General features: G+C 71.1%; 20 protein-coding genes and 2 tRNA genes. 10 read left to right on the top strand and 12 right to left on the bottom strand.

Annotation, left to right across the window (positions count from 1 at the left end; translation table 11 throughout):
* Positions 1 to 338: 338 nt before the first annotated feature.
* Both tig and ACFCZF_RS17945 read right to left on the bottom strand, forming a co-directional pair.
* The gene (gene tig, locus ACFCZF_RS17940; RefSeq protein WP_376672470.1) at positions 339 to 1,766 is read right to left on the bottom strand and encodes a trigger factor; all 1,428 of its coding nucleotides are present in this window, start codon (positions 1,764 to 1,766) and stop codon (positions 339 to 341) included.
* Between the two features lie 325 nt (positions 1,767 to 2,091).
* Positions 2,092 to 2,168, bottom strand: a tRNA-Pro gene (locus ACFCZF_RS17945).
* A 163-nt stretch (positions 2,169 to 2,331) separates the two neighbouring features.
* Between ACFCZF_RS17945 and ACFCZF_RS17950 the strand changes: the two genes are divergently transcribed.
* Positions 2,332 to 2,402 (top strand) — tRNA-Gly (locus ACFCZF_RS17950).
* Positions 2,403 to 2,464: 62 nt separating this feature from the next.
* Here the strand turns inward: ACFCZF_RS17950 and ACFCZF_RS17955 are convergent.
* The gene (locus ACFCZF_RS17955; RefSeq protein WP_371671544.1) at positions 2,465 to 2,659 is read right to left on the bottom strand and encodes a hypothetical protein; all 195 of its coding nucleotides are present in this window, start codon (positions 2,657 to 2,659) and stop codon (positions 2,465 to 2,467) included.
* Positions 2,660 to 3,323: 664 nt separating this feature from the next.
* Here ACFCZF_RS17955 and ACFCZF_RS17960 point away from each other — a divergent pair.
* Positions 3,324 to 4,505: an acyltransferase family protein gene (locus tag ACFCZF_RS17960; protein WP_376672471.1), complete on the top strand. Its 1,182-nt coding sequence runs from the start codon at positions 3,324 to 3,326 to the stop codon at positions 4,503 to 4,505.
* Positions 4,506 to 4,555: 50 nt separating this feature from the next.
* Here ACFCZF_RS17960 and ACFCZF_RS17965 read toward each other — a convergent pair whose 3' ends face one another.
* Positions 4,556 to 5,056, bottom strand: a complete 501-nt coding sequence (locus ACFCZF_RS17965) for an HD domain-containing protein (RefSeq protein WP_376672472.1) — start codon at positions 5,054 to 5,056, stop codon at positions 4,556 to 4,558.
* A gap of 13 nt (positions 5,057 to 5,069) precedes the next feature.
* Positions 5,070 to 6,272 carry a PP2C family protein-serine/threonine phosphatase gene (locus ACFCZF_RS17970; RefSeq protein ID WP_376672473.1) on the bottom strand — a complete coding sequence of 401 codons (1,203 nt, stop codon included), beginning with the start codon at positions 6,270 to 6,272 and terminating at the stop codon, positions 5,070 to 5,072.
* Positions 6,273 to 6,434: 162 nt separating this feature from the next.
* Between ACFCZF_RS17970 and ACFCZF_RS17975 the strand changes: the two genes are divergently transcribed.
* The gene (locus ACFCZF_RS17975) at positions 6,435 to 7,697 is read left to right on the top strand and encodes a GNAT family N-acetyltransferase (RefSeq protein ID WP_376672474.1); all 1,263 of its coding nucleotides are present in this window, start codon (positions 6,435 to 6,437) and stop codon (positions 7,695 to 7,697) included.
* Between the two features lie 12 nt (positions 7,698 to 7,709).
* Here ACFCZF_RS17975 and ACFCZF_RS17980 read toward each other — a convergent pair whose 3' ends face one another.
* On the bottom strand, positions 7,710 to 8,534 hold the full coding sequence (locus tag ACFCZF_RS17980; RefSeq protein ID WP_376672475.1) for an Fpg/Nei family DNA glycosylase: 825 nt from the start codon (positions 8,532 to 8,534) through the stop codon (positions 7,710 to 7,712).
* A gap of 349 nt (positions 8,535 to 8,883) precedes the next feature.
* Positions 8,884 to 9,369 carry a ribose-5-phosphate isomerase gene (locus ACFCZF_RS17985; RefSeq protein WP_376672476.1) on the bottom strand — a complete coding sequence of 162 codons (486 nt, stop codon included), beginning with the start codon at positions 9,367 to 9,369 and terminating at the stop codon, positions 8,884 to 8,886.
* A 218-nt stretch (positions 9,370 to 9,587) separates the two neighbouring features.
* On the opposite strand from ACFCZF_RS17985, the gene ACFCZF_RS17990 reads away from it, so the two are divergent.
* On the top strand, positions 9,588 to 11,075 hold the full coding sequence (locus tag ACFCZF_RS17990; RefSeq protein ID WP_376672477.1) for an amino acid permease: 1,488 nt from the start codon (positions 9,588 to 9,590) through the stop codon (positions 11,073 to 11,075).
* Positions 11,076 to 11,147: 72 nt separating this feature from the next.
* On the opposite strand, the gene ACFCZF_RS17995 is transcribed toward ACFCZF_RS17990, so the two are convergent.
* Positions 11,148 to 11,729, bottom strand: coding sequence for a biotin transporter BioY (locus tag ACFCZF_RS17995; protein WP_376672478.1), 582 nt, complete (start codon positions 11,727 to 11,729; stop codon positions 11,148 to 11,150).
* A 329-nt stretch (positions 11,730 to 12,058) separates the two neighbouring features.
* Here ACFCZF_RS17995 and ACFCZF_RS18000 point away from each other — a divergent pair, with 329 nt between their 5' ends.
* Complete coding sequence (locus ACFCZF_RS18000; protein ID WP_376672479.1) at positions 12,059 to 13,444, top strand: amino acid permease; 1,386 nt, start codon at positions 12,059 to 12,061, stop codon at positions 13,442 to 13,444.
* Between the two features lie 170 nt (positions 13,445 to 13,614).
* On the top strand, positions 13,615 to 14,256 hold the full coding sequence (locus ACFCZF_RS18005; RefSeq protein WP_375912793.1) for a superoxide dismutase: 642 nt from the start codon (positions 13,615 to 13,617) through the stop codon (positions 14,254 to 14,256).
* Positions 14,257 to 14,393: 137 nt separating this feature from the next.
* Here ACFCZF_RS18005 and ACFCZF_RS18010 read toward each other — a convergent pair whose 3' ends face one another.
* A complete protein-coding gene (locus ACFCZF_RS18010) occupies positions 14,394 to 15,179 on the bottom strand; it encodes an SAM-dependent methyltransferase (RefSeq protein ID WP_375912796.1) in 786 nt (261 codons plus the stop codon).
* A 370-nt stretch (positions 15,180 to 15,549) separates the two neighbouring features.
* Between ACFCZF_RS18010 and ACFCZF_RS18015 the strand changes: the two genes are divergently transcribed.
* A complete protein-coding gene (locus tag ACFCZF_RS18015) occupies positions 15,550 to 15,777 on the top strand; it encodes a hypothetical protein (protein WP_376672480.1) in 228 nt (75 codons plus the stop codon).
* 18 nt (positions 15,778 to 15,795) lie between these two features.
* On the opposite strand, the gene ACFCZF_RS18020 is transcribed toward ACFCZF_RS18015, so the two are convergent.
* Positions 15,796 to 16,434 carry a DsbA family protein gene (locus tag ACFCZF_RS18020; RefSeq protein WP_376672481.1) on the bottom strand — a complete coding sequence of 213 codons (639 nt, stop codon included), beginning with the start codon at positions 16,432 to 16,434 and terminating at the stop codon, positions 15,796 to 15,798.
* Positions 16,435 to 16,595: 161 nt separating this feature from the next.
* On the opposite strand from ACFCZF_RS18020, the gene pepN reads away from it, so the two are divergent.
* Together pepN and ACFCZF_RS18030 are read left to right on the top strand one after the other, a co-directional pair.
* Complete coding sequence (pepN, locus tag ACFCZF_RS18025; protein ID WP_376672482.1) at positions 16,596 to 19,175, top strand: aminopeptidase N; 2,580 nt, start codon at positions 16,596 to 16,598, stop codon at positions 19,173 to 19,175.
* A gap of 205 nt (positions 19,176 to 19,380) precedes the next feature.
* Positions 19,381 to 20,457, top strand: a complete 1,077-nt coding sequence (locus ACFCZF_RS18030; RefSeq protein WP_376672483.1) for a hypothetical protein — start codon at positions 19,381 to 19,383, stop codon at positions 20,455 to 20,457.
* Positions 20,458 to 20,561: 104 nt separating this feature from the next.
* On the opposite strand, the gene ACFCZF_RS18035 is transcribed toward ACFCZF_RS18030, so the two are convergent.
* Both ACFCZF_RS18035 and ACFCZF_RS18040 read right to left on the bottom strand, forming a co-directional pair.
* Positions 20,562 to 21,698 (bottom strand): serine hydrolase domain-containing protein, encoded by a 1,137-nt coding sequence (locus tag ACFCZF_RS18035; RefSeq protein WP_376672484.1) that lies wholly within the window; start codon positions 21,696 to 21,698, stop codon positions 20,562 to 20,564.
* A gap of 128 nt (positions 21,699 to 21,826) precedes the next feature.
* Positions 21,827 to 22,312 carry an NUDIX domain-containing protein gene (locus ACFCZF_RS18040; protein ID WP_376672485.1) on the bottom strand — a complete coding sequence of 162 codons (486 nt, stop codon included), beginning with the start codon at positions 22,310 to 22,312 and terminating at the stop codon, positions 21,827 to 21,829.
* Positions 22,313 to 22,562: 250 nt separating this feature from the next.
* Here ACFCZF_RS18040 and ACFCZF_RS18045 point away from each other — a divergent pair, with 250 nt between their 5' ends.
* Positions 22,563 to 25,871 carry a S8 family serine peptidase gene (locus tag ACFCZF_RS18045; RefSeq protein WP_376672486.1) on the top strand — a complete coding sequence of 1,103 codons (3,309 nt, stop codon included), beginning with the start codon at positions 22,563 to 22,565 and terminating at the stop codon, positions 25,869 to 25,871.
* The last annotated feature ends 15 nt before the right edge of the window (positions 25,872 to 25,886 follow it).

Here is a 25,886-nt window from a genome sequence, read left to right on the forward strand (position 1 = left end):
GCTCGCGCGCGCCGTGGGCGGTTCGGTACGTCGCCCGCATGCCGACACGGTGGTCGCGCACGGCACCGGCCACGTACTCCGTGGGGCACCGGGCGTCGGCGTGCCGGGGAGCCGGGGAGCCGGGGTCTTCGCACGCGGTTCGGGCGCGAGCGTCCGCGGCCGCGGGCCGGGCGGGGTGCTCGCGTCCGCGCGGCGGGGCCGCACATCGACACGGCCCCGTGCCCCGCCCCTCGGCGCGCTGCCATGGCCCCTCGGCGCGCAACCGTGCCGTACGCCGACGGGCTCCGGGGCGTTGTCGCCCCGGAGCCCGTCGCACGTCTTACAAGGTGCCGTGGGGCTCAGCCCTCGGTCTTCTCCTCGGACTTCTCCTCGGCCTTCTCCTCGGCCTTGTCGTCACCGGACTCGGCGGACTCGGCGGCGGCCTCCACGGTCTCCGCGGCCTCCGTCTCGTCCTCCTCGTCCTCCAGGTCGACGACCTCGCCGTTGGTGTCCTTGACCGTGGCCTTCTCGACCACGACGGCCAGGGCCTTGCCACGGGCGACCTCGCCGACGAGGAGCGGGACCTGGCCCTGCTCGACGACGGCCTGGGCGAACTGGTCGGGGGACATGCCGGAGGAGGCGGCGCGGCGCATGAGGTGCTCGGTGAGCTCCTCCTGGCTGACGTTGAGGTTCTCCTGCTTGACCAGCTCGTCGAGGACGAACTGGGTCTTGATGCCCTTGACCGCGGCCTCGCGGGTCTCGGTCTCGAACTCCTCGACGGTCTTGCCCTGGAGCTCCAGGTACTTCTCGAGGTCCAGGCCCATCTGGCCGAGCTGGTGGTGCTCCAGGTTGTGCTTGCGGGTGTTGACCTCGTCCTCGAGGAGCTTCTCGGGGACGGGGACCTCGACCAGCTCGAGGAGCTTGTCGAGCACGCGCTCCTGGGCCTGCGTGGCCTGGTCGTACCGCTTGGTGTTGGCCAGGCGCTTGCGGCTGTCGGCCTGCAGCTCCTCCAGCGTGTCGAACTCCGACGCGAGCTGCGCGAAGTCGTCGTCCAGCTCGGGCAGCTCGCGCTTGGCGACCTGGGTGACCTTGACGGTGACCTCGGCCTCCTTGCCGGCCGCCGAGCCGCCCTTGAGCTCGGAGGTGAAGGTGGCCTCGCCACCGGCCTCCACGCCCGTCACGGCGTCGTCGATGCCTTCCAGCAGCTCGCCGGAGCCGATGGTGTAGGAGACGCCGTCGGCGACGCCGTCCTCGAGGACCTCGCCGTCGACCTTGGCCTGCAGGTCGAGGGTGACGACGTCGCCGTCCTCGGCGGCACGCTCGACCGGGGAGGTGGAGGCGAAGCGCTCGCGCAGCTGCTCCACCGCCTTCTCGACGTCCTCGTCGCTGACCTCGACGGCGTCGACCTCGACCTCGATGCCGGAGTAGTCCGGGATCTCGATGGCCGGGCGGATGTCGACCTCGGCGGTGAAGTTCAGCGTCTCGCCGTCCTTCAGCTCCGTGATGTCGACCTCGGGCTGGCCGAGCGGGTTCAGCTCGGCCTCGTTGACCGCGTCGGTGTAGAACTTCGGAAGCGCGTCGTTGACCGCCTCCTCCAGAACCGCACCGCGGCCGAACCGCTGGTCGATGACTCGGGCCGGGATCTTGCCCTTGCGGAAGCCCTTCACCGTGACCTGCTGGTTGATCTTCTTGTACGCCGCGTCGAGGCTGTCCTTGAGCTCCTCGAAGGGCACCTCGACAGTGAGCCGAACCCGGGTCGGGTTCAGGGTCTCCACGGCGCTCTTCACGGTTCGGTCTCCTTGGTGGCTGACTTCTTGGGTTCTGCCGGAGCCAGAGCGGCATCCGGCAAATTTCGCCGCCCGGAGACTTCAGACGCTGAGACACACGGGCGTGCAGCTTGCATAGTAACGGCAGCGACTACACGGCCCAAAAGGCGATCACGGGAATCACCGCCGATCACAGGGGGATCTTCCGAGTCGATCGGCCGGACGGCCCGACCGGAGACCGGGGATCGCCCCACGGATGGCCGGTGAACGGCCGGTGAAAAACCGATGCCGGCCGACACCGGCCGATGGGTGGCCGGTGGGCGGTCGCGACCGCGGTCTCGGTGGTTGGTCGGGGTGGCGGGATTTGAACCCACGGCCTTCCGCTCCCAAAGCGGACGCGCTACCAAGCTGCGCCACACCCCGTCTGGTGCGACACGTAGGGTACATGCCGCCAGGCGTCGGGGACCGCCGAGTTTCCCGAGCGTCCGTGAAGGTCCGGCGCGGACCGGAAGGGGTGTGCGGTGAGGGGGGCCGACCCGCTACGATGCGTGCAGTGCCGCGGTCAGCGACCTGCGGCGCGCGCTGTGCGGGCGTAGCTCAATGGTAGAGCCCTAGTCTTCCAAACTAGCTACGCGGGTTCGATTCCCGTCGCCCGCTCCGAGAGGCCTCCGGCCCGGTCCCCCAGGGTACCGGGCCGGAGGCCTTTGTGCGGCCCCGGGCTAGAACTGGATGGAGTTCAGCGTCTCCGCTATCGAGTCCAGGAACCGCTGGATGTCGTCGGCCATGCCCGTCGAGGCCAGGAAGAAGCCGAAGAGGACCGCGACGACGGCCGGGCCCGCCTTGAGGGAGCCTCCTCGCAGCAGCACCACCAGGATGATTGCCAACAGCAGCACCACTGACAGTGAAATGGCCACAACTGATCACACCCTAGGTCGGTCCGCTCTCCCGGCCCGGAGGTGCAGCGCAGCACACCCCCGCCAGAACCATCGTGCCACCAACCGGGCCCCGCTATGCGGCGGGTGACACATCATCCGGCCGGTTCCCGGGACGGCGCACCTCCCCCGCGCGCGGACGTACCCAACCATCGCACCCCGTACAGAAATTCGACAGGGCACTCGTGCGGGGAATTCCGGCCACTTCGTTTCGATGCCCACACAACGCGTTCGCAGATATTTCGAATTGTCGCGGGGCGCACATCGCCGGGTACTTCACAGGGAGTTCACAGAGACGTCGACGGGCCACGTAAGCGCATTGAAGGGGACATTCCAGGGGAGTCGCCCGCCGGTCTTATGCACTGCTTAGTCACGACGAGTCGTGACAAGTGGGGTGGCCAGGGAGCTCGTTCCGTGCGCGGCGACGCACTTCGGTGTGGGAGCCGTCACGCGACCGGAGAGGTCGAGTTCCCCGAAATACCGGGTACTCGCAAGGTACTCGGGAGGCGAATGCAGGAATGACGTCGAGGGTTTTACGGAAACACAGGGAGAACGCTAGGGTGCCTCAGATGTTCTACGCTGCCTCGTCCCCCACCAGAGCAGCGAGGTCCTGCTACGACCCGCCGAGTTTTTGGCGGGGGGTTGCATGACGAGCTCGCTGCGACCGCACGGCGACCGGAAGTCGCCGTCCCGCTCGGACCAGCAGGCACCGAACCGGCAGGCACAGCCGAGTCGGCAGCGCGACGCGTTCTTCGACAACGCCAAGTACCTGGCGATCGTGCTGGTCGGTGTGGGTCACGCCTGGGGACAGATCCTGGACGGGAACCGGACCGTCGAGACCCTGTACCGGGTCCTGTACACGTTCCACATGCCGGCGTTCATCATCATCTCCGGCTACTTCTCGCGCAGTTTCGATCTGAGCCCCAAGCGCGTCAAACGCCTGATCACCGGTGTCGCCGTCCCCTACCTCGTCTTCGAGGTCGCCTACGCTCTGCACCGCCGCGTCAGCGAGGACCCGGCCAACGACATCAGCCTGCTGGACCCCACGTACCTTCTGTGGTTCCTGTGCGCGCTGTTCGTCTGGCGGCTGACCACGCCCATCTGGCAGACGGTCCGCTGGCCGCTGCCGATCGCGCTGGGCATCGCCGCGCTGGCCTCCGTGACGCCCACGGTCGGCAACGACCTGAACATGCAGCGGGTGCTGCAGTTCCTGCCCTGCTTCGTGCTGGGCCTGGTGCTGCGCCCCGAGCACTTCCAGCTGGTACGCCGCCGCTCGGTGCGGATCGTGTCCGTGCCGGTGGTCGCGGCCGCGGTGGCCGTCGCCTGGTGGTCGGTGCCGCGCATGGAGACCGGCTGGTTCTACCGGAACGCCGCCGTGCAGGACACCGGCGCCCCCTGGTGGACCGGGCCCGTGCTGACGCTCGCCCTCTTCGGCTGCTCGCTGGTGCTGTCCGCGTGCTTCTTCGCCTGGGTGCCGGGCCGGCGCATGTGGTTCACGGCGCTCGGCGCGGGCACGATCTACGGCTACCTGGTGCACGGCTTCCTGGTGAAGGAGGGCAGCTACGCCGGCTGGTTCTCCCACCCCGTGCTGGACTCGCCGCTCGGGGAGATCGGGCTCACCGTCCTCGGAGCCACCGTCATCACCCTGCTGTGCACCAAGCCCGTCCAACGGGCCCTGCGGTGCGTGGTGGAGCCGAGGATGGAGTGGCTGTTCAAGCGGGATCCGGGCGAGGCCGCCCGGGGTCGCGAGAGGCGGGAGAAAGCGGAGGAGACAGAGGTGCGCGAGGCGCGCGCGCCGAGCGAGGCCGGCGAGAAGGTCTCCGTCTGAAGCCGGCTTTCCGCTTCAGACACCCTCATCCGGATCGACCAGACCGAGGATCAACCAGACCGAGGATCGACCAGACCGAGAAGTGCGCGCATCCGTGCGTACTTCTCGGTCAGTCGTGTGCGGGTCGCCGTGTCCAGCACCGCGAGCCGCGCCGGGTCGGCGTTGTGTGCCAGGTCCGCCTCCTTGACCAGCGGTGCGCCGGGCGTGGCGAGGATGCGCGCGGCGTACGCCTCGGGCGGTTCCCCGGCCCGCTTGGTGAGGGCGAGGACGATGTCCTTGGTACGGCGGCTCAGCGCGGCCTCGCTCAGCCATCGCTCGGACAGCGCGTCGTCCTCGACGGCGTCGTGCAGCCAGGCCGCCGCGATCTGCTCGTCGTCCCCGCCGCGCCGCCGCACGCCCTCGGCGACGGCCCGCAGGTGTTCGGCGTACGGCCGCCCCGCCTTGTCGGTCTGTCCGGCGTGGGCGGCACGGGCGGTGGCCTCGACGTCGGCCAGGGAGAGCGGCTCGGGGGGTGATGAGGACGGTGAGGGTGGTGACGGAGTGTGGGACACGCTGTCCAGTGTGTCAGTCCGCCACCGTCGGGGACTGGGCCGTCGGGGACTGGGCCGTCGGGCCCTCCCGGCAGAGCAGCAGGAGCGCCCGGTCGTCGTTGACGTCCTTGGCGACCGCCTCGATCAGATGCCAGGCGGCGCCGTGGAAGCCGCCCGCGACATAGCGGTCGGCCTCGCCGGTGAGGCGGTCGATGCCCTCGGCGATGTCGCGGTCCGAGGTCTCCACCAGGCCGTCGGTGAACAGCATCAGCACGTCTCCGGGACGCAGTGCCCCCTTCACCGGGTCGAACTGCGCACCGTCGTACACGCCCAGCAGCGGCCCCTCGGCCGTCTTCTCCTCCCAGCGGCCGGTGCCCGCGCTGAGCTGGAGGCCCGGCGGATGTCCGGCGGAGTACAACTCGTAGTCGCCGGAGTCGAGGTCCAGTACGAGGTGGATGGAGGTGGCGAAGCCCTCGTCCCAGTCCTGGCGGAGCAGGTAGCCGTTGGCGGCCGGCAGGAAGGCGTGCGGGGGCAGGCTGCCCAGCAGTCCGCCGAACGCGCCCGACAGCAGCAGGGCGCGTGAGCCCGCGTCCATGCCCTTGCCGGAGACGTCGGTGAGGACCACCTCGAGCGTCCGGCCGCCGTTCGTGCGGGCCGCGACGACGAAGTCGCCGGAGAAGGACTGACCGCCGGCCGGACGCAGCGCCATCTCGCGGTGCCAGCCGGGCGGCAGCCCCGGCAGCTTGCTCTGGACCCGGATGCGTTCGCGCAGGTCGAAGAGCATGGTGCCGCCGCGCCGCCAGGGCACGCCGACCCGGCTGCGGAACTGGGCGACCAGCAGTCCGAAGAAGCCGCAGGCCGCGACGACCAGGACCACGCCGGGGGTGACCCGGGAGGGGCCCTCGGTGTACGGGCCCAGCTGCACCGACTCCACGATCAGCGCCGTGGCCGCCGCCGCGTACAGGCCGAGCAGGCTCGCCGGGCGCAGCAGCAGGCCGCCCGCGACGATCGGCAGGACCAGCGCGGCCGGTGAGCACCACACGGAGTTCGCCATCGTGGTGGCCGCGATGACGGGGATCATCAGCAGCAGTCCGGCCAGGGCGATCCAGTCCGAGCCGTCGCCGCGGAAGTAGTCGACGGCGGATCTGCGCATGCCGACGCGGGCCCGGTGCCACTGCTTCTTCCACCGGGCCGTGAACGTGTCGGCTTCCGCGCGCCGCTGTCGTCCTGCTGCCATTAGTTCGGGACCCTATCCATCGGACCGGGCGCTTGGCACGGGAGGTCCTACTTGTCCCCCGTCCGGGGCCCGACTTCACAGTGAACTTCACGAACGGCCGCCGCGCCGCAACCTGTCGGAAATTGTCTCGCCCGGCCCGCGCGGCCCTGGTACGCATGGTCCATGGAACGTTCCAGGGGAAAAGGCGACGACGACCTGACGACCGAGCTGCGGGTACTGCGGCAGGACGAGTGGGACCAGTGGTACGGGACGCTGATCCGTGCCTTCAGCGGGGTCCCGGAGTCCGCCGAGGAGTTGGCGCTGTTCAACGCCCTGACCGAGGTCGACCGCTCACTCGGCGTCTGGGAGGGCGACGACTGCGTCGGGACGGCGGGGGCGTTCGGCTTCCGGATGACCGTGCCGGGCGGTGCGGAGGTGGCCGCGGCGGGCGTGACGATGGTGAGCGTCGCCGCCACGCACCGGCGCCGGGGTGTGCTGACGTCGATGATGCGGCGGCAGCTGGACGACGTACGGTCCTGGGGCGAGCCGCTGGCCGTGCTGACGGCCTCCGAACCGGCGATCTACGGCAGGTTCGGGTACGGCGCCGCGACCTTCCAGATCAACGCGGAGATCGATACGAACCGGGTCCGGCTGTCCGTGCCGGACGGCACGGATGACGTACGGCTTCGGTACGCGGCGCCCGCGGACGTACTCGACGTGTGCGAGGCGGTGTACGCGCGGCTGGTGCCCGGACGGCCCGGGATGCTGGCCCGGCGGCCCGGCTGGGAGCGGATGGGGCTGCTGGACCCGGAGAGCGAGCGGGAGGGGGCGTCACCACTGCAGTGCGTGGTCGCCCGGCGGGACGGCGAGGTCACGGGGTACGCGCGGTTCCGGGTGCGGCCGGCCTGGGGGAACGAGGGGCCGGGCGGCACGGTGGTCGTGGAGGACCTGGCCGGGCTGGATCCGGCGACCGAGGCGGCGCTGTGGCGGTTCCTGTTCGACATCGACCTGACGTCGGTGCTGACCGCGCGCGGGCGGCCGGTCGACGAGGCGTGGCAGCACCAGGTGTCGGACATCCGGCGGTGCCGGCCGGTGCTGCGGGACGCCTTGTACGTACGGCTGGTGGACGTGGGGGCCGCGCTGGCGGCGCGGACGTATCAGGCGCCGGTGGACGTGGTGTTCGAGGTCGAGGACGCCTTCTGCCCCTGGAACGAGGGGCGTTGGCGGCTGACCGGGGACGCGAAGGGTGCGTCCTGCGAGCGGACGTCCGACGCGGCGGATCTGGCCCTGACGGTACGGGAGTTGGGGGCGGCGTATCTCGGCGGCGTGAGCCTGGTCTCGCTGGGCGCGGCCGGGCGGATACGGGAGCTGCGGCGGGGGGCGCTGGCGGAGGCTTCGGTGGGGTTCGGGTCGGACGTCGCGCCGTGGCTGCCGCACGGGTTCTGACGGCGGTCGAACCTATTGAGGGTTCCGCTGGCAGGTCGGGCACCAGAAGAGGTTGCGGGCGGCGAGGTCCGCGGTGCGGATCGCGTCGCCGCAGAGGTGGCAGGACTGGTTGGCCCGGCGGTAGACGTAGACCTCGCCGCCGTGGTCGTCGACGCGGGGCGGGCGGCCCATGGCCTCGGGGGTGTGTTCCGGGCGGACGGTGTCGATGCGGTTGTTCCGGACGCCCTCGCGCATGAGGTCGGTGAGGTCGTGCCAGATCGTGTCCCACTCGGTGGGGGTGAGGTCCCTGCCGGGTCGGTACGGGTCGATGCCGTGGCGGAAGAGGACCTCGGCGCGGTAGACGTTGCCGACGCCGGCGATGACCTTCTGGTCCATGAGCAGCGCGGCGATGGTGGTGCGGCTGCGGGAGACGCGGCGGTACGCGGCCCCGGGGTCGGCGTCCGGACGCAGGGGGTCGGGGCCGAGGCGGTCGTGTATCGCCTGCTTCTCCGGTTCCGTGATCAGGGCGCAGGCGGTGGGGCCGCGGAGGTCGACGTACGCGGTGTCGTTCGCCAGGCGGAGGCGGACGGTGTCCGTGGGCGGGGGCGCGGGGGTCTTCCCGAAGGTGACCTTGCCGAAGAGGCCGAGGTGGATGTGGACCCACTCGGCGGGCTCGGCGGCGCCGAAGCCGAGGAAGAGGTGTTTGCCGTGGGCCTCGGTGCGGGTGAGCGGGGTGCCGGTGAGGAGGGCGGCGGCGTCGGCGAACTTGCCCTGGGGGCTGGTGACGTGGACTGCCGTCCGGGCGAAGGCGGCGGCGTAGTCCTGGGCCAGCCGGTGGATGGTGTGCCCCTCTGGCACGGTGTCCTTTCCTTCCTTGCCTTGGCCCACCCGCCCACCCGACTCGGTCGGTCGAGAGGCGAGACTCACCCCGGGGCTCCGCCCCGGCCCCCGGCGGGGACTCCGTCCCCTGCACCCCTGGAGCACCTGGCCCGGCCGCACGTTCCAGCGTCCCCGGCGCAGGTTCCAGCGTCCCCGGCGCAGGTTCCAGCGCCCCCGGCGCAGGTTCCAGCGCCCCCGGGCGCACGTTCCAGCACCCCCGGCGCAGCTTCAAGCGTCCCGGCGCCGCCCGTCACCTTGACCCGGGCCGTGCCCGCCCCGACGCACCCGCACCCGCACCGGGGAAAGGCACCGCCGGAGGCGCTTCGCGCTACTGCTGCGGGTGGTGCGGCGGGATGGGGGGCAGGTCGCCCGTCGTCTCGTAGGACGTGAGCATGTCGATGCGGCGGATGTGGCGGTCGTCGCCGGAGAACGGGGTGGCGAGGAAGGTCTCGACGAACTTCGTCGCCTCCTCCCGCGTGTGCATGCGGGCGCCGACCGCGACGACGTTGGCGTCGTTGTGCTGGCGGCCGAGGGACGCCGTCTCCTCGCTCCAGGCCAGCGCCGCGCGCACGCCCTTCACCTTGTTCGCCGCGATCTGCTCGCCGTTGCCGGAACCGCCGATCACGATGCCGAGGGCGTCGGGGTCCGCGGCCGTCCGCTCCGCGGCGCGGAGGCAGAAGGGCGGGTAGTCGTCCTGGGCGTCGTAGATGTGCGGGCCGCAGTCGACGGGGTCGTGGCCCGCCGCCTTGAGCCACTCGACGAGGTGGTTCTTGAGTTCGTAGCCCGCATGGTCGGAGCCGAGATACACGCGCATGGGTTGAGTGTGACACGGGGGTCACGGGGCGGCTGCGTCGGGTGTCGGGTCTGAAAAGGGCAGGTGAAACAATGGAAGCTCAGGCAAAGCTCAAGTAACGATCCGGAATCAAAGGTTCCCGAATCCGTTCACCTCCGTTTCACTGGTCCGGCTCGTACACCGCTCGTACACCGCTCGTACGGGACCTTGCTCGACCGGCGCAAAGGAAAACCACCCCCATGACTTCGCAGCCGACCCTGACGAAGCCCGAGAACGGGCCCGAAGGCCCCGGAGAACCCGGGTCCGGGCTCCAGGCAGGGCTCAAGAACCGCCACCTTTCGATGATCGCCATTGGCGGTGTCATCGGGGCCGGACTGTTCGTGGGATCCAGTTCGGGAATCGCCACCGCGGGGCCCGGCATCCTTCTCTCGTACGCGCTTGTCGGCACCCTCGTGGTGCTGGTGATGCGCATGCTCGGGGAGATGTCCGCCGCCAATCCGACCTCGGGTTCCTTCTCCGCACACGCCGACCGGGCGCTCGGGCCCTGGGCCGGGTTCTCCATCGGCTGGCTGTACTGGTTCTTCTGGGTCGTGGTGCTGGCCGTGGAGGCGACCGCCGGGGCCAAGATCCTCGAAGGGTGGATACCGGCCGTGCCGCAGTGGGGGTGGGCGCTGATCGTGATGGTCGTGCTGACCGCCACCAACCTCGCCTCGGTCGGCTCCTACGGCGAGTTCGAGTTCTGGTTCGCCGGGATCAAGGTCGTCGCGATCGCCGCGTTCATCGTCGTCGGCGGGCTGGCCGTCTTCGGGCTGCTGCCCGGCGTCGACAGCGAGCAGGCGGGGCTGGCCAATCTGACGGAGCACGGCGGATTCCTGCCGAACGGGGCGGGGGCGATCCTGACCGGTGTGCTGCTCGTCGTTTTCTCGTTCATGGGCAGTGAGATCCCCACCCTGGCCGCCGGCGAGTCCGAGGACCCGCAGCGGGCCGTCACCAAGGCGACCAACAGCATCATCTGGCGTATCGCCGTCTTCTACCTCGGTTCGATCTTCGTCGTCATCGCGCTGCTGCCCTGGGACTCACAGTCGATCATCGACCAGGGCTCCTACGTGGCCGCCCTCGACTCGCTCGGGATCGCGAACGCCGGTCAGATCATGAACTTCATCGTGCTGACGTCCGTGCTGTCCTGTCTGAACTCCGGGCTGTACACGGCCTCTCGGATGGCCTTCTCGCTCGGTGCGCGCGGTGACGCGCCCAAGGCGTTCGCCCGGACCACCCGGCGCGGTGTGCCGCGGACGGCGATCCTCGTGTCCGTGGTGTTCGGGTTTGTCGCCGTGTTCTTCAACTACGAGTTCCCCGACTCCGTCTTCCTCTTCCTCGTCAACTCCTCCGGCGCCGTGGCCCTCTTCGTGTGGCTGGTGATCTGCTTCTCGCAGCTGCGGATGCGGAAGATCATCCAGGCGGAGGCGCCGGAGAAGCTGGTGGTGCGGATGTGGCTGTTCCCGTACCTGACCTGGGCGGCCGCCGGCGTGATCGTCTTCGTGCTCGGCTACATGCTGACCGACACCGAGCACAACGGGCGTACGACCGTGCTGCTGTCGCTGCTCGTGGCGGCGCTCGTCCTCGCGGTCGCCTTCGTCAAGCAGCGGGTCGTCCAGCAGCGGGTCGTCCAGCAGCGGGTCGCCGCGCAGGAGGCCGCCGCGCGGGAGGGCCTCGGCGGCGGGAACTGACGCTCGCCCCGGTACACGAGAAGGGGCCGGCCCGAAAATCGGGCCGGCCCCTTCTCGTGCGTCTACGGCGTCCTACCGCTTGTCGACCAGCTTCCAGGCCGTGGGCAGCACGCCCATCGCCAGGGCGGCCTTCAGCGCGTCCCCGATCAGGAACGGGGTGAGGCCGGCCGCGATCGCCGCCGTGAGGGACATGTCGGCGGCAAGGGCCAGATACGGGACGCCGACGGCGTAGATGATCGCCTCGCCGAGCAGCATCGTGCCGGCCATGCGGAGCATCGAGCGGTCGGCGCCGCGGCGGGCCAGGGCGCCCACGACGGTGGCGGCGAGCAGCATGCCGAAGACGTAGCCGAGGGACGGGGCGCCGGTGCCGGAGCCGCCCTCCGCGAACCACGGCACGCCCGCCATGCCGACCAGCGCGTACAGCGCGAGCGAGAGGAGGCCGCGGCGGGCGCCGAGCGAGGTGCCGACGAGCAGCGCCGCGAAGGTCTGGCCGGTCACCGGCACCGGGGAGCCCGGCACGGGCACCGCGATCTGCGCCGCGACGCCGGTGAGCACGGCACCGCCGGCGACGAGCGCGACGTCCCGGACACGGGAGGAGGGGATGAGGTCGGCGAGGACCTGCCCGGATCGGGCGGGGACGGCAGCGGTGCTCATGGGGACTCCGCGGTGGTGTGGACATGTCGGGACACCGCGACGCTATCCCAGCGGATCGGGCCCGATCACCAGCAGCGCCCGACAAAGGCCTGATCACCAGCTTGGTGGGCTCCCGACAAAGACGGCGGGATACACGTGTTTCCGCGTGACACCGGTCACCGAGGAGGGGAGGTGGGCGTCACCCGGAAGCGGAACGATGCATTCGGACGATCACGTTCCGTATCGGGATCGTCCGCATCGTGGGCAACCGCTGTCGCCGACCGGCGCGAGACCGGAGACTGTGGGCGTTTTTGCCGCCCCCGCCCCCCACACATCGGACGAGCCGCTCCATGTCCAACAGCACCACCACCGGTACGCCGCCGAAGTCGGACGACGACGCCTCCCTCTCCCACGGCCTCAAGCAGCGCCATCTGTCGATGATCGCCCTCGGTGGCGTGATCGGCGCCGGGCTGTTCGTGGGCTCCGGGGCCGGCATCGCCGCCGCCGGCCCGTCGATCGTCGTCGCCTACACCCTCTCCGGCCTCCTCGTGATGCTGGTGATGCGGATGCTGGGCGAGATGTCGGCCGCGTATCCGTCGTCGGGTTCCTTCTCCGCGCACGCCGAGCGGGCCATCGGCCCCTGGGCCGGCTTCACCGCGGGCTGGGCGTTCTGGGTGCTGCTGTGCACGGCCGTCGGCCTGGAGGGCATCGGCGCGGCGGCGATCGTGCACGGCTGGCTGCCGGGCACGCCCGAGTGGGCCTGGGTGGCGCTGTTCATGGTGGTGTTCTGCGGGACGAACCTGGCCGCCGTGAAGAACTTCGGCGAGTTCGAGTTCTGGTTCGCCGCCCTGAAGGTCGGCGCAATCTCGCTGTTCCTCGTCCTCGGCGTGCTGGCGATCGCCGGGGTCCTGCCGGGCACCGACTCCCCCGGCACCTCCCACCTGAGCGACTTCCTGCCGAACGGCGGCAACGGTCTGATCATCGGCCTGCTCGCCTCGGTGTTCGCCTACGGCGGCCTGGAGACGGTGACCATCGCGGCGGCCGAGTCGGAGAACCCGGTCAAGGGCGTGGCGAGCGCCGTGCGGACGGCGATGTGGCGGATCGCGCTGTTCTACATCGGCTCGATGGCGGTCATCGTGACCCTGGTGCCGTGGGACTCCAAGGAGGTCGTGGAGAAGGGCCCGTACGTCGCCGCCCTCGACGAACTCGGCATTCCCGGCGCCGGGCAGCTCATGAACGTCGTCGTGCTCGTCGCCCTGCTCAGCGCGATGAACGCCAACATCTACGGCGCCTCCCGCATCGGCTACTCGCTGGTCGAGCGCGGCCAGGGCCCGAAGGCGCTGGGCCGGGTGTCGGGCGGGGTGCCGCGGATCGCGGTGCTCGTCTCCTCCCTCTTCGGCTTCGGCTGCGTGCTGCTGAGCTACTGGCGGCCGGACGACGTCTTCTCCTGGCTGCTGAACATGATCGGCGCGGTCATCCTGGTCGTCTGGATCTTCATCGCCGTCTCCCAGCTGCGGCTGCGCCGCCGGCTGGAGCGGGAGGCGCCCGAGAAGCTGGTCGTGCGCATGTGGGGCTTCCCGTGGCTGACCTGGGTGGCACTGGCGGCCATGGCCACGGTCTTCGTGCTGATGGCCCGCGAGCCGGACACGCGGGTGCAGCTGTACTCGACGGGCGGGATGACGCTGGTCCTGGCGGCCGCCGGCTATGCCCGGCAGCGGCGGCGGGCGCGCGTTTGAGGCAGCGTCGCCCCGAGCTCTACGAGGGCCCCCGCACGGAGACGGATCCGTGCGGGGGCCCTTTCGCATGCCACGGCACGCCCGGTCGTCCCCCGCACTCCTCCTCCGGCCTCTTGCTGCTAGCGTGCACTTGCAAGCCTTTTGCAATAAGAGGTCGGAGGGGATCCGCCATGTCCGTCTACACACTTCCTGAACTGCCGTACGACTACTCCGCGCTGGCCCCCGTGATCAGCCCCGAGATCATCGAGCTGCACCACGACAAGCACCACGCCGCCTATGTGAAAGGCGCCAACGACACCCTTGAGCAGCTCGCCGAGGCGCGCGACAAGGAGACGTGGGGATCGATCAACGGCCTGGAGAAGAACCTGGCCTTCCACCTCTCCGGGCACATCCTGCACTCGATCTACTGGCACAACATGACCGGTGACGGCGGCGGCGAACCGCTTCAGGCGGACGGCGTGGGCGACCTGGCCGACGCGATCGCCGAGTCCTTCGGCTCCTTCGCCGGCTTCAAGGCGCAGCTCACCAAGGCCGCCGCGACCACCCAGGGCTCCGGCTGGGGTGTGCTGGCGTACGAACCGCTGAGTGGTCGCCTGATCGTCGAGCAGGTCTACGACCACCAGGGCAACGTCGGCCAGGGCGCCACGCCCATCCTGGTCTTCGACGCCTGGGAGCACGCCTTCTACCTCCAGTACAAGAACCAGAAGGTCGACTTCATCGACGCCATGTGGGCCGTCGTCAACTGGCAGGACGTGGCGAAGCGCTACGAGGCCGCCAAGTCCCGTACGAACACGCTGCTGCTGGCGCCGTGACCGGCTGAGTTCCCGAGTCGTCCTGCCTCGTGATCGTCTTCTCACCCTTCACGGCGGCAGGCGGAAGAAGGGAAGCCCCCGCGAGGACGTGACTCGCGGGGGCTTTCTGTGTGCGCCCAGGTGTCCGCACAGGGGCGTCAGGGCTTGCGGGCGAGGCCGCCGTGCTGGCCGATCGGCCGCGGTGCCGTGCCGTCCGGGGCCGGGTCCGGGCGCCACAGCGGGACGGACACCACGCCGGGGTCGACCAGTTCGAGACCCTCGAAGTACGCCTCGATCCGCTCGACCGGGCGCAGGAAGTACGGGACCGCGCCGGTCTCGTTGTAGCCGTCCTGGGCCGCCTCGTAGTCCGGGTCGGTGCCGCGCGAGCCGTCGTTGACGCACAGGTAGCTGCCGGAGGGCAGGCCGGCCATCAGGCGGCGGACCAGGTCGCGGGCCTGGTCGTGGTCGGCGACGTGGCCGAGGATGCCGCTGAGGATGAGCGCGGTGGGGCGGGTCAGGTCCAGGGTGCGGCCGGCGGCCTCCAGGATGCGCTCCGGCTCGAAGAGGCTGATGTCCTCGTAGGCGGTGGTGCCCTCGGGGGTGGAGGTGAGCAGGGCGCGGGCGTGCGCGAGGACCAGCGGGTCGTTGTCGACGTAGACGATCCGCGCCTCGGGGGCGTGCCGCTGGGCGACCTCGTGGGTGTTGTCGACGGTGGGCAGCCCGGTGCCGACGTCCAGGAACTGGCGTACCCCCGCCTCCAGCACCAGGTACCGGATGCCGCGGCCGAGGAAGGCGCGGCTGCTGCGGGCGATGGTGACGATGCCGGGGAAGACGGCGGTGTAGGCGTCGCCGGCCGCCTCGTCCACGGGGTAGTTGTCCTTGCCGCCCAGCCAGTAGTTCCAGATCCGGGCCGAGTGCGGAACAGAGGTGTCGATCTCCGTCATGGGGTCTGTCTCCCTCATGGGGTCTACGTCGTGGGTCTACGTCGTGGGTCTACGTCGTGGGTCTACGTCGTGGGTCTACGTCGTGGGTCTACGTCGTGGGTGCTGTACGCCGCCGGGGTCGTCGTGGCGAGCGTACGGCTCCGGGGGGCGGACCGCGCGTCCTGGACCCAATCGCCCGTCCGGGGCGGCGTGTTCACCGGCGCGCCGCGATGACCGCCACCGGCGCGCGTGCCTGCACCGCGCGCCGTACGGGCCCCGGTTCCTCCGGTCCCGCCTCTGGCGCGGTGCGCGGGCCACGCGCTGTACTGCCGTCCCGGGACCGGCGCCGTGTCGCCGACGTCCCGGTCCCACGGGCACTGCGGAGGAGCCGATGAGGAAGAGCCTGGCCTGCCCCACCTGCGGGGGGATGCAGGACTTCCGCCCGCTCGACGACGCCGAGAAGGCGGCCGTGAAGGAGCAGCTGAAGATCCCGTACGTGCACGACTACTGGCGCTGCGACGTCGCCGGCTGTGTCAGGTTCCAGCGCTGGGACAAGCAGCGCGACGGCGGCCTGCTGCCGGAGAGGTTCCGGAGGCAGGCCGCCGACGGGGAGAAGTGACCCTGGTGACAGTGGCCGCTACAGGTTGCTGAAGTCCGGGCCCTTGGTGCGGGTGCGCTTGATCTCGTAGAAGCCGGGCACCGAGGCGACCGCGAGGGTGCCGTCCCAGAGCTTCGCGGCGTCCTCGCCCTTGGGGGCCGGGGTGACGACCGGGCCGAAGAAGGCGAGCTGCTCGCCGTCGGCGCCGGGGACGGCGATGACCGGGGTGCCGACCTCCTGGCCGACCTTGTCGATGCCCTCCTTGTGGGAGGCGCGCAGCTGGGGCTCGTAGGGGGTGGAGTCCCAGTGGTCCATGAGGGACTCGGGCAGGCCGACGTCCTTCAGGGCGGCGGCGACCGGCTCCTTCTCCGGGCCCTCGCCCTGGTTGTGGAAGCGGGTGCCGAGCGCCGTGTAGAGGTCGCCGAGCACCTCGGCGCCGTGCTCCTCCTGGGCGGCGATGACGACCCGGACCGGCCCCCAGGCCTTGGTCCGGAGCATCTCCCGGTACTCCTCGGGCAGCTCGTCGATCTTGTCCTCGTTCAGGACGGCGAGGCTCATCACATGCCAGCGGACCTCGATGTCCCGGACCTTCTCCACCTCCAGGACCCAGCGTGAGGTCATCCAGGCCCAGGGGCACAGCGGGTCGAACCAGAAGTCGACGGGCGTCTTCTCCGACATGTCTCTCCTCATGAGGCGCAACCGAGCGTTCCTCCAGGCAACCCGCCGGCCGCTCCGGCCATTCCCGGACCGCCCGGCCGTTCCCGGCTGCCGCGCGTCAGGGCCACATGGCAGGATCGGTGCTGTCCGCATACTGAACACCACCCGAGGGAGTGCCGCCCGTGCCCGGTGAGAATCTGTCCCGCGACGAGGCCCGGGAGCGGGCCGCCCTGCTCTCCGTCGACGGGTACGAGGTGTCCCTCGACGTGCGCTCGGCCGCCGGTGCGGCGGAGGGCGACGGCCCGCGCGCCTTCCGGTCCGTCACCACGATCCGCTTCCGCTGCAACGAACCCGGCGCGAGCAGCTTCGCCGACCTGATCGCACCGAGCGTCACCGCGGTCTCCCTCAACGGCCGCGACCTCGACCCGAGCGAGGTCTTCGACGGCTCCCGGATCGCCCTGGAGGACCTGGCCGCCGACAACGAACTGGTCGTCGACGCCCAGTGCGCCTACTCCCGCACCGGCGAGGGCCTGCACCGCTTCGTCGACCCCGAGGACGGCGAGGTGTACCTGTACACGCAGTACGAGCCGGCCGACTCCCGGCGGGTCTTCGCGAACTTCGAGCAGCCGGACCTCAAGGCGCCCTTCCGCTTCGAGGTGCGGGCGCCCGAGGAGTGGACGGTGTGGAGCAACGGCGCCGGTGAACGCGCCGACGGCGTCTGGTGGTTCGCGGAGACGAAGCCGATCTCGACGTACATCACGTGCGTCGTGGCCGGTCCCTACCACTACGTGACGGACTCCTACGAGCGCGTCCTCGAGGACGGCACGCGGCTGGAGATCCCGCTCGGCGCCCTGTGCCGCAAGGGCCTGGCGCCGCACTTCGACGCCGACGACGTCTTCCTGGTCACCAAGCAGGGCCTGGACTTCTTCCACGACCACTTCGACTACCCGTATCCCTTCGGGAAGTACGACCAGGCGTTCGTGCCGGAGTACAACCTCGGCGCGATGGAGAACCCGGGACTGGTCACCTTCCGGGAGGAGTTCATCTTCCGGGGCAAGGTGACGCGGGCGTCCTACGAGGGCCGGGCCAACGTCATCCTGCACGAGATGGCGCACATGTGGTTCGGCGACCTGGTCACCATGGAGTGGTGGGACGACCTGTGGCTGAAGGAGTCGTTCGCCGACTTCATGGGCACCTTCGGGAACGTCGGCGCGACCCGCTTCAAGGACGCCTGGATCACCTTCGCCAACCGCCGCAAGGCCTGGGCCTACCGCGCGGACCAGCTGCCGTCCACCCACCCGATCACGGCCGACATCCGCGACCTGGAGGACGCCAAGCTCAACTTCGACGGCATCACCTACGCCAAGGGCGCCTCCGTGCTCAAGCAGCTCGTGGCGTACGTCGGCGAGGACGCGTTCCTGGAGGGCGCCCGGCGCTACTTCAAGCGGCACGCGTACGGCAACACGCGCCTCGGTGACCTGCTCTCGGTGCTGGAGGAGACCAGCGGACGGGACATGGGCGCCTGGGCGCGGTCCTGGCTCCAGACGGCGGGCGTCAACTCGCTGACCCCGCAGGTGCTGCTGAGCGCCGAGGGCCGCGTCGACGAACTGGCGGTGGTGCAGGAGGCTGCGGAGTCGCACCCGGAGCTGCGCCCGCACCGCGTCGCGGTGGGCCTGTACCGGCGTACGGGCGACGGCGCCCTGGAGCGGTACGCGCGCGCCGAGGTGGACGTCGACGGGCCGCGCACGGTGGTGGCGGAGCTGGCCGGCGCGGAGGCGCCCGAGCTGGTGCTCGTCAACGACGACGACCTGACGTACTGCAAGACGCGCTTCGACGAGACCTCGCTGGCGACGCTGCGCGACCACCTGGGCTCCCTGACCGACCCGCTGGCCCGTGCCCTGTGCTGGTCGGCGCTGTGGAACATGACCCGGGACGCGCTGCTCCCGGCGCGGGACTTCATCGGCCTGGTGCTGCGCTTCGCGGGCCGCGAGTCCGACATCGGCGTCCTCCAGATGCTGCACGCCTGGGCGAACTCGGCGCTGACGCACTACGCGGCCCCCGACTGGCGTCTGGCCGGCGGCCGGCTGCTCGGCGAGGGCGCGCTGCGTCAGCTGCGGGACGCGGCGCCGGGCAGCGAGCAGCAGCTGGCGTGGGCGCGGTTCTTCGCGGCGGTGGCGTCCGACGAGGCGGAACTGGGGCTGTTGCGCGGACTGCTGGAGGGCACGGAGAAGATCGACGGCCTGGACGTGGACCAGGAGCTGCGCTGGGCGTTCCTGGAGCCGCTCGCCGCGCACGGCGAGGCCGACGAGGGCGTGCTGGCGGCCGAGCTGGCCCGCGACGACACGGCCTCCGGCAAGCGCCACCAGATCCGCTGCCTGGCGGCCCGTCCGTCGGCGGCGGTGAAGGCGCAGGCCTGGGCGCAGGTCGTGGAGTCGGACGCGCTGTCGAACGCCCTGGTGGAGGCGACCATCGCGGGCTTCGCGCAGGCCTCGCAGCGGGAGCTGATCGCGCCGTACGCCGAGAAGTACTTCGCGGCGATCGAGCGGGTGTGGGCCGAGCGGTCCATCCAGATCGGGATGGACGTGGTCCGGGGCCTGTTCCCGTCCCTGCGGGACTCCCAGGACACCCTGGACGCGACGGACGCGTGGCTGTCCGCGCACGAGGGGGCCGCGCCCGCGCTGCGCCGGCTGGTGCTGGAGGCGCGGGACGACCTGGCGCGGGCGTTGCGGGGTCAGGCGTGCGACGCGGCGGCGGGCCGCTGATCACACCGACCTCTGGCCAATGATTGGGCGTTCCGTCATCGTTACGGAATTCAGTCAATAGCAGCCGTAACCCCTGGCCCCCACCTCGGCGGACCAGGGGTTTTCGGCATCCGAACACCCGTCCTTTAGGGCGGTCCTGTCCGGATTCGGCGATGAGCGTGTAACAGCGGTTAAGGGGCGGTTCGAGCGCGGGAAACCCCCGGTCATGACGCACAACACCCCGCTCTCCCCCCGCCCGCTCCACCACCTGGCCAACGGCCGGCGCCGGCTGCTGACGGCCGCCCAGCTGCGGGCGCACGGTGTCTCCGCCGCCGAGACCGGCGAGCAGTGCCGGCCCGGCGGGCCCTGGCAGCAGCTGCTCCCCAACGTCGTCCTGCTCCACCCGGGCCCGCCGACCAGCGAGGAGCGCCTGCACGCGGTGCTGCTGTACGCGGCGCGGGAGCGGACCGCCGGCGGACACGGCGGTGCGTCCGCCGGTGTCCCCGCCTCCGTGCCGGTCCAGCCGGGCGGGGCGGAGACGCCCGTCCCCGCCTACGCGGAGGCGATGATCACGGGCCTGGCCGCGCTGACGCTGTACGGCTTCTCCGCCGCTCCCCCTCTGCCGTCGCTGGACGCCATCGACGTCCTGGTGCCGAGACTGCGCCGGCTGCGCACGACGGGCTGCGCGCGGATCGTCCGCACGACCGCGCTGCCCACCCCCGTGGAGGTCACGGGGGTTCCGGTGGCGCCGGTGGCGCGGGCCCTGGCCGACGCGGTGGCGGAGCTGACGGACGCGGGCGTCGTCCGCCGGCTGCTGACGGAGGCGGTGCGCGGCGGGCACTGCGAACCGGCGGCGGTGGTACGGGAACTGAACCGGGCCCGGCTGCTCAGCCGCCCGCACGTGGTGGACGCGGTGGACTCGCTGGTCGCCGAGGGGCGGGCGCTGGCCGAGCAGCGCCTGTACCGGACGGTGCGCGAACACGGTCTGCCGGAACCGGTCTGGAACGTCGACCTGCGCCTGCCCGGCGGCCCCCACCTCGGCGGCGTCGACGCCTTCTGGCCCGAGCACTCGGTGGCGCTGGAGCTGGACACGCGCGCCCACCGGCAGCAGGAGGACGACGCGGTCTGGGCGGAATACGCCCGCAAGCGCGAGCACTTGGAACGGCTGGGCATCACGGTCGTGCACCTCACGCCGCGCAAGCTGCGGGACTGCCCGGAACACCAGGCGGCCGTCGTGCGTACGGCGTTGATGGCGGCCGGGGACAGGGAACCCGCCGCGTATGTCGTGGTGCTGCCCCGATAGTGACGGACCGGGGCGGCACCAGGAGGGGAGAGGAGGGGCCACCGGGGCCACCGCTGTGCCGGTGGCCCCTCTTCGTGCGTGGCCCCTCCTCGTGCGTGGCGCCGCTACTCGGCGCAGAACTCCGCCTCGATCACCGCGTCGCTGTCGCCCGCCCAGTCGCCGTTGAAGTTGAAGGCGAGCGCGTGCCGGCCGTCCTTGGTCGTCACCGCCTCCGACGAGGAGCCGTGGATGCCGCCGCCGTGGCCCCAGACGGTCACTCCGCAGCCGAGTTCCCTCTTCATCAGACCGAGGCCATAACCTGCGCCCTTTGCCACCGGGACCGTGGTCGTCATCTCGGTCAGCTGCTCGGCGGGCAGCAGCCGGCCGCGGAGCAGGGCGGTGTAGAAGCGGTTCAGGTCGGCGGAGCTGGAGATCATCTCGCCCGCCGAACCGGCGATGGACGGGTTGAGCCGCGTGACGTCGTACGTCGGGCCCGTGGCCGTCCCGTCCAGCTTGGAGTACGCGCGGCTGCTCGGCTGCGGCAGGCCGGCCCGGGTGCCCGGAACGGACGTGGCGCGCAGCTTCAGCGGCTCGATGACGCGGCGGCGCACCTCGTCACCGTACGGGCGCCCGGTGACCTCCTCGATCACCATGCCGGCCAGGACGTAGTTGGTGTTGGAGTAGTTCCAGGAGGCGCCCGGCTCGAAGTCCGGTTTGTGGGCCATGGCGACCCCGACCAGTTCCCGCGGTGTCACCGTGTCGTAGCGGTGCTCGAAGAAGCCGTCCTTGGCGAAGTGGGTGCGGGCGAACTCCTCGTCGGCCGTGTAGTTGTAGACGCCGCTGGTGTGGTTGAGGAGTTGGCGCAATGTGATGCGGCCGCCGTCGTGGCCGTTGCCCTCGACCACGCCCGGCAGCCACTCGTCCACCGTGTCGTCCAGCGAGAGCCGGCCCTCGGCCTCCAACTGGAGCAGGACGGTGGCGACGAAGGTCTTGGTGATGCTGCCGACCCGGTAGCGGTCCCGCTCCGAACGCGGCTCACCGGTCCGCAAATCGCCCACCCCGGCGGTCTCGGACCACGTGCGGTGTCCGTCCCGGGCGGTCGCGGTCACGCCGGGCACGCCGTCCGCGACCGCGGCCTCCATGGCGCGGCGGGTCGCGTCGTGGCCTCCGGCGGCCGGCGCCGCCACCGCGGGGCCCACCACCGCCACCGACAGTGCCACGGCGGTGGCCGCCACCAGGGTGGTTCGTACGCGTACGGTCATGTCTTCCCCCATCGATCCGCGTCCTGTGTGTTCTCTGTGTTCTCTGCGTTCTCTGCCCTGCTCGGTCGGGGGGAGGGACCGGACGGGCGGCGTGAAGGTTGCCGCGCACTGGAGTGGTTGAGCGCGATTCAGCCCTCCTCGGCACGCGGGCGTTCCGCCCGTCCCGACGGCGGCCTCTCGCGCCACAGCCGCAGGCCGATGTCGACCATCGGCACCCGGGTCAGCCCCGGGACGGCGGTCAGGTCCTGCCAGGCCGCCAGGTCCGTCGAGCCGCCGACCTCGAACCGCAGGTCACCGCCGGTGACCCGGACCTCGTAGACGAGCTGTACGGCGTGCTGGTCGACGGTTCGCCGCAGGAGCCCTCCGAGTCCGGCGCGGCCGGGGCGGGTGACGCGGTGGGAGCCGACGCCGAGCAGGGCGGTGGGCTCGACGCGGTAGCCGGTCTCCTCCTCGACCTCGCGCACGACGGTGTCGTGGGGGTCCTCGCCGTGCTCCATGCCGCCGCCCGGCAGCACCCACTCGGGGACCCCGCCGGGGCCCGGTGACCGGGCGAGCAGGACCTGTCCGTCGCGGACGCATATGGCGTAGGCCGCCACCCTCAGTTTGCGCAGCACTCCGGGACGCTACCCCGCCCGGCCACGACCCGGGCGCGGCTCACAGGATTGTCACAGCCCGCCCCTTGTGTCCCCGATGGCGTATGGCGGAAGTACGCCATGGCTCCATCCCGTCCCGGACAACTCTCCCCAAACAGTGAACCCTTACGTAAGGCTGAGCGGTCGTCCGGGATCGGATTCCGGACTGCCGCGGCCAGGACCGATCGGCCCCGGTCGTTCACGCACGTTCCTTTACCTACAAGGGATGCCGATGACCCACACCCCCCAGCGCGAACCGATACCGGGCGCGAGACGCGCGGCCCGCATCGCCGTCGCCACGGGCCTCGTCGCCGCGCTCTGCGCCGTCGGTCCGATACCCATGGCCCTGGCCGCCGACAGCCCCGGGACCACTCCCCCCGTCGACGCGCCCGCCGACGCCTCCGTCAAGTCCGCGCCCGACAAGCTCGGTTCGGACGACGCGGACCTGCTCGCCGAGGCGAAGGCCGACGGCACGAAGAACGTCACGATGATGGTCGCCACCGCACCGGGTCAGACCGAGCAGGTGGCGAAGAAGCTGGACGCGGTCGGCGGCGGGTCCGTCGGCCGGACGTACGACAAGCTCGGCTACGTCCGCGCCACCGTGCCCACCGCCGAGGCGGACTCGGCCATCGCCGCCGCCGCGAAGCTCTCCTCCGTGCACGGCATCGACCTGCGCGACGAGATCCCGCTGGACGACCCGACGCCGAGCGCCGACCGGGCGAAGGGCGCCGAGCACCACAAGGGCCGCTCCTACCCGGCGCCGGACCGCCGCACCCCCGCCGAGAACCCGTACAACCCGTCCTTCGAGACGGGCGCCGTCGACTTCGTGAAGAAGTACCCGAAGGCGGACGGCCGCGGCGTCACCATCGGCATCCTCGACTCGGGCGTCGACCTCGCCCACCCGGCGCTGCAGAAGACCACCACCGGCGAGCGAAAGATCGTCGACTGGGTCACCGCGACCGACCCGGTCGTCGACGGCGACCGGACCTGGCGCCCCATGCTCACCTCCGTCTCCGGGCCGACCTTCACCTTCGGCGGCGAGACCTGGACGGCGCCCGCGGGCTCGTACCAGGTGAGCACCTTCCTGGAGTCGTACACCACCGGCGGTGACGCCGGGGGCGACGCCAACCGGGACGGCGACACCACCGACTCCTGGGGCGTCCTCTACGACGCGCAGGCCGGCACGGTCCGCGTCGACCTGAACGACAACCACGACTTCGCCGACGACACCCCGATGAAGCCGTACAAGGACGGCTTCCAGATCGGGTACTTCGGCACCGACGACCCGAAGACGGACGTGGCGGAGCGCCAGCCGTTCGTCGTCGAGATCCGCGAGGACGTCGTCTACAACGCGGCCGGCGCGAAGGCCGACTTCGTCAACATCGGCGTCATCGAGGGCTCGCACGGCTCGCACGTGGCCGGACTCGCCGCCGCCAACGGCCTGTTCGGCGGCCGGATGGACGGTGCCGCGCCCGGCGCGAAGATCGTCTCGTCCCGCGCCTGCACCTGGAGCGGCGGCTGCACCAACGTCGCGCTCACCGAGGGCATGATCGACCTCGTCGTCAACCGCGGCGTCGACATCGTCAACATGTCGATCGGCGGCCTCCCGGCGCTCAACGACGGCAACAACGCCCGCGCCGCGCTGTACACGCGCCTCATCGACACCTACGGCGTCCAGCTGGTGATCTCCGCGGGCAACTCCGGCCCCGGCGCCAACACCATCGGCGACCCGTCGCTCGCCGACAAGGTGATCTCGGTCGGCGCGTCCATTTCCCGCGAGACCTGGGCCGCCAACTACGGCTCCGCGGTGAGGACCAAGTACGCGATGATGCCGTTCTCCTCGCGCGGCCCGCGTGAGGACGGCGGCTTCACGCCGACGCTGACCGCGCCCGGCGCCGCCGTCAACACCATCCAGACCTGGGCGCCCGGCGCCCCGGTCCCGGAGGCGGGCTACGACCTCCCGGCCGGCTACGGCATGCTCCAGGGCACGTCGATGGCGTCCCCGCAGGCCGCCGGCGCCTCGGCGCTGCTGCTGTCGGCCGCGAAGCAGGCGGATGTCGACCTCACTCCCGCCAAGCTGCGCACGGCGCTGACCTCCACCGCCGACCACATCAGGGGCGTGCAGGCGTACGAGGAGGGCGCGGGCCTGATCAACATCCCCGACGCCTGGCGTGCGATCCGCAAGGGCGCCACCGCCCACGAGTACACGGTGAAGGCGCCGGTCGACACCGCGATCGACCAGTTCCTGAAGACCCCGGGCCACGGCACCGGCCTCTACGACCGCGAGGGCGGCCTGAAGGCCGGGGAGAAGAAGACGTACGAGATCACGCTCACCCGCACGTCCGGCGAGGACCGCGCGATCCGGCACGAGCTGCACTTCGGGAACAACGCCGGGCGCACCTTCCGGATCGTCGGCTCCGACGAGGTGAGGCTGCCGCTGAACGAGCCGGTGACCGTCAAGGTGCAGGCGAAGCCGCGCTCCGAGGGTCTCAAGAGCGCGATCCTGGAGGTCGACGACCCGCGCACCGAGGGCACCGACAAGCTGGTCCTGACCACGGTCGTGGCATCGGCCCCGCTGGAGTACGACTTCTCCGCCAAGGACTCCGTGCAGCGCAACGACACCGAGTCGTACTTCGTGACCGTCCCCGAGGGCGCGAAGGCGCTGGAGGTGGCGATGAGCGGGCTGAAGGGTGAGAGCCAGACCCGGTTCATCGCCATCCACCCGTACGGCGTCCCGGTCGACAACACCTCTACGCCGTACTGCTACAACAACTACCTCGACGGCAACGGCTGCCGGCCCGACGTGCGCGCGTACGCCGACCCGCAGCCCGGCGTCTGGGAGATCGAGGTCGAGTCGCGGCGCACCTCGCCGCTGCTGGACAACCCGTACAAGCTGGACGTCACCGTCCTCGGCGCCACCTTCGACCCGGAGGTCGTGACCGTGCCCGAGGCCGAGGTGGGCACCCCGGCCGACGCGTCCTGGAAGGTGACGAACCAGTACGGCCCGATCGACGGCAAGCTGGTCGGCGGCCCGCTCGGCTCGGCCGAGACGTCCCGCCCGTCGATCGAGCAGGGCGAGACGACCACGTCCACGGTCGAGGTGCCCGAGGGCGCCGAGTCGCTGGACGTGGCCATCGGGGGTGTCTCCGACGCCGCCGCCGACCTGGACCTGACGGTCTACGACAAGGACGGCAACGTCGTCGGCCAGTCCGCCGACGGCGACTCGGAGGAGTCGGTCTCCGTGCCGAAGCCGGCCGCCGGTGCCTACACCGTCGAGGTCGTGGGCTACGCGGTGCCGTCGGGCAGCACGGAGTACGACTACCGGGACGTGTACTTCGCCGCGTCCCTCGGCTCGGTCACCGTGGACGGCTCGGCGCCGGTGAAGCTCGGCACGGGCGACTCCGCGACGGTCTCCGGCAGCGTCACGGCGCTGGCCGCCGCTCCGGCGGGCCGTGAGTTCTTCGGGCAGGTCCAGCTGGTGAACGCCCACGGCACGGCCGCGGGCCTCGGCAGCGTACGGATCGGGAAGGTCGTGCCGTAGTCCGGTGCGGTATGC

It is taken from the genome of Streptomyces sp. NPDC056296, assembly GCF_042268605.1.
Taxonomy (GTDB): Bacteria; Actinomycetota; Actinomycetes; order Streptomycetales; family Streptomycetaceae; genus Streptomyces.

Coding starts and splice junctions, on each gene's coding strand:
- ACFCZF_RS17960 (WP_376672471.1), top strand. CDS start 3,324: ATGACGAGCTCGCTGCGACCGCACGGCGACCGGAAGTCGCCGTCCCGC.
- ACFCZF_RS17970 (WP_376672473.1), bottom strand. CDS start 6,272: ATGGCAGCAGGACGACAGCGGCGCGCGGAAGCCGACACGTTCACGGCC.
- ACFCZF_RS17975 (WP_376672474.1), top strand. CDS start 6,435: ATGGAACGTTCCAGGGGAAAAGGCGACGACGACCTGACGACCGAGCTG.
- ACFCZF_RS17985 (WP_376672476.1), bottom strand. CDS start 9,369: ATGCGCGTGTATCTCGGCTCCGACCATGCGGGCTACGAACTCAAGAAC.
- ACFCZF_RS17990 (WP_376672477.1), top strand. CDS start 9,588: ATGACTTCGCAGCCGACCCTGACGAAGCCCGAGAACGGGCCCGAAGGC.
- ACFCZF_RS17995 (WP_376672478.1), bottom strand. CDS start 11,729: ATGAGCACCGCTGCCGTCCCCGCCCGATCCGGGCAGGTCCTCGCCGAC.
- ACFCZF_RS18000 (WP_376672479.1), top strand. CDS start 12,059: ATGTCCAACAGCACCACCACCGGTACGCCGCCGAAGTCGGACGACGAC.
- ACFCZF_RS18005 (WP_375912793.1), top strand. CDS start 13,615: ATGTCCGTCTACACACTTCCTGAACTGCCGTACGACTACTCCGCGCTG.
- ACFCZF_RS18010 (WP_375912796.1), bottom strand. CDS start 15,179: ATGACGGAGATCGACACCTCTGTTCCGCACTCGGCCCGGATCTGGAAC.
- ACFCZF_RS18015 (WP_376672480.1), top strand. CDS start 15,550: ATGAGGAAGAGCCTGGCCTGCCCCACCTGCGGGGGGATGCAGGACTTC.
- ACFCZF_RS18020 (WP_376672481.1), bottom strand. CDS start 16,434: ATGTCGGAGAAGACGCCCGTCGACTTCTGGTTCGACCCGCTGTGCCCC.
- ACFCZF_RS18030 (WP_376672483.1), top strand. CDS start 19,381: ATGACGCACAACACCCCGCTCTCCCCCCGCCCGCTCCACCACCTGGCC.
- ACFCZF_RS18035 (WP_376672484.1), bottom strand. CDS start 21,698: ATGACCGTACGCGTACGAACCACCCTGGTGGCGGCCACCGCCGTGGCA.
- ACFCZF_RS18045 (WP_376672486.1), top strand. CDS start 22,563: ATGACCCACACCCCCCAGCGCGAACCGATACCGGGCGCGAGACGCGCG.